General features: G+C 68.5%; 1 pseudogene. It reads left to right on the top strand.

Going from position 1 to position 426, the window contains the following annotated elements:
* Positions 1-26: 26 nt before the first annotated feature.
* Positions 27-426, top strand: a pseudogene (locus D7Y04_RS42895) (oxidoreductase); the annotation flags it as partial.

Here is a 426-nt window from a genome sequence, read left to right as displayed (position 1 = left end):
CTCCCGGGCCGCGAGGAGGACGCGGCATGATGACGGGAGCCATCTGGCTGACAGCGCTGCTGTCACTGGGGAGCGCGGAGATGAAGTGGGTGACCCAGGACAGCCACACCACCGTGCGCCTGCGAGGCGTCAGCGCCGTCGACGGACGCGTGGCCTGGGCCAGCGGAGACAAGGGGACCTTCGTCCGGACGACGGACGGAGGTCAGACGTGGAAGGCGGGCACCGTGCCCGGCGCGGAGACGCTCGACTTCCGGGACGTGGATGCCTTCAGCGACACCACCGCGTATCTGCTCTCCATCGGCGAGGGTGACAAGTCCCGCATCTACAAGACGGTGGACGGCGGCGAGCACTGGACGCTCCAGTTCACCAACCCGACGCCGGGCGCGTTCTTCGACGGCATGGCGTTCTGGGACGAGAAGCATGGCC

This window comes from Corallococcus sp. AB038B, from assembly GCF_003668955.1.
GTDB classification, from domain to species: Bacteria; Myxococcota; Myxococcia; order Myxococcales; family Myxococcaceae; genus Corallococcus; species Corallococcus exiguus.
Note: the sequence above shows the minus strand (reverse complement) of the source record. Positions and strands in the feature narration are given on the sequence as shown.